Source organism: Rhodococcus sp. P4_C10 (genome assembly GCF_056402135.1).
In genome coordinates this window covers 1-1,364 of the sequence record NZ_JBFUHZ010000093.1, presented here as the reverse complement: position 1 = coordinate 1,364, position 1,364 = coordinate 1, and the positions used below count along the sequence as shown (strand labels likewise).

Genomic DNA, 1,364 nt, shown 5'->3' with positions numbered 1-1,364 from the left:
CCATCGGCGACGCCTGGTCCGCCGACGTGGTCCTCAAGGTCGCCGCCCCCAACACCGAGGAGACCGCGCGGCTGCGGCCGGGTCAGAAGCTGATCGGGTTCCTCGCCCCGCGCACCAACGAGTCCGGCATCGCCGCRCTCGCCGCCGCCGGTGTCGAGGCCTACGCCGTCGAGGCGATCCCGCGGATCTCCCGCGCSCAGGTGATGGACGCGTTGTCCTCGCAGGCGAACGTCGCCGGCTACAAGTCGGTGATCGTGGCGGCGTCGGAGTCCACCCGGTACTTCCCGATGCTCACCACCGCCGCCGGCACCGTCAAGCCCGCSACSGTGCTGGTCCTCGGYGTCGGCGTCGCGGGCCTGCAGGCCCTSGCCACGGCGAAGCGTCTCGGTGGCCGGGTCACCGGCTACGACGTGCGCCCSGAGGTCGCCGACCAGGTCCGCTCGGTCGGTGCGCAGTGGCTCGACCTSGGCATCGACGCGGCCGGTGAGGGCGGTTACGCCCGCCAGCTGACCGAGGCCGAGCAGGCCCAGCAGCAGCAGGCCCTCGAGAACGCGATCAAGGGKTTCGACGTGGTCATCACCACCGCSCTGGTGCCGGGTCGTCCGGCGCCGCGCCTGGTCACGGCCGCCGCGGTGGAGGGCATGAAGCCCGGCTCGGTGATCGTSGACCTCGCCGGKGAGACCGGCGGCAACTGCGAGCTGACCGAGCCCGGYCAGACCGCGGTCAAGCACGGGGTGACGATCTGTTCCCCGTTGAACCTGCCGGCGACGATGCCGGAGCACTCGAGTGAGCTGTACTCGAAGAACCTGTACGCGTTGATCGAGTTGATGCTCGACGAGAACGGCGCCATTGCGCCGGACTTCGACGACGAGGTGCTCGCCGCCGCGTGCGTCACCCGCAAGGAGGCGACTGCCTGATGTACAACGAACTTCTCGCGAACATCGCGATYCTGGTCCTGGCCGGGTTCGTCGGGTTCGCCGTCATCTCCAAGGTGCCCAACACCTTGCACACGCCGTTGATGTCGGGCACCAACGCCATYCACGGCATCGTGGTGCTCGGTGCGCTGGTGGTGCTGGGGCATCTTCCSGGTGACGCGCCGTGGAGCATCAAGMTCATCCTGTTCGTCGCGTTGGTGTTCGGCACCTTGAACGTGGTCGGTGGTTTCGTGGTGACCGACCGCATGCTCGCGATGTTCAAGCCCAAGAAGGACGCCCCCAAGGCGGCGGCCGAGAAGAAGGGGGCTGACCTCTGATGGGCTACCTCGTCACGATCCTGTACATCGTCGCGTTCTCGATGTTCATCTACGGTCTGTCGGGTCTGACCGGCCCGAAGACCGCGGTCCGCGGCAACTACATCGCCGCCGT

Annotated in this window: 2 protein-coding genes; both read left to right on the top strand. The window is 68.4% G+C overall.

Features of this window, described 5'->3' with window-relative positions:
* A partial coding sequence (locus AC1DWC_RS26655) for an NAD(P) transhydrogenase subunit alpha (RefSeq protein ID WP_477912894.1) occupies positions 1-917 on the top strand: 917 nt, incomplete at its 5' end.
* Positions 917-1,252 carry an NAD(P) transhydrogenase subunit alpha part 2 gene (locus AC1DWC_RS26650; protein ID WP_477912892.1) on the top strand — a complete coding sequence of 112 codons (336 nt, stop codon included), beginning with the start codon at positions 917-919 and terminating at the stop codon, positions 1,250-1,252. The genes AC1DWC_RS26655 and AC1DWC_RS26650, both read left to right, overlap by 1 nt.
* Positions 1,253-1,364 lie beyond the last annotated feature (112 nt).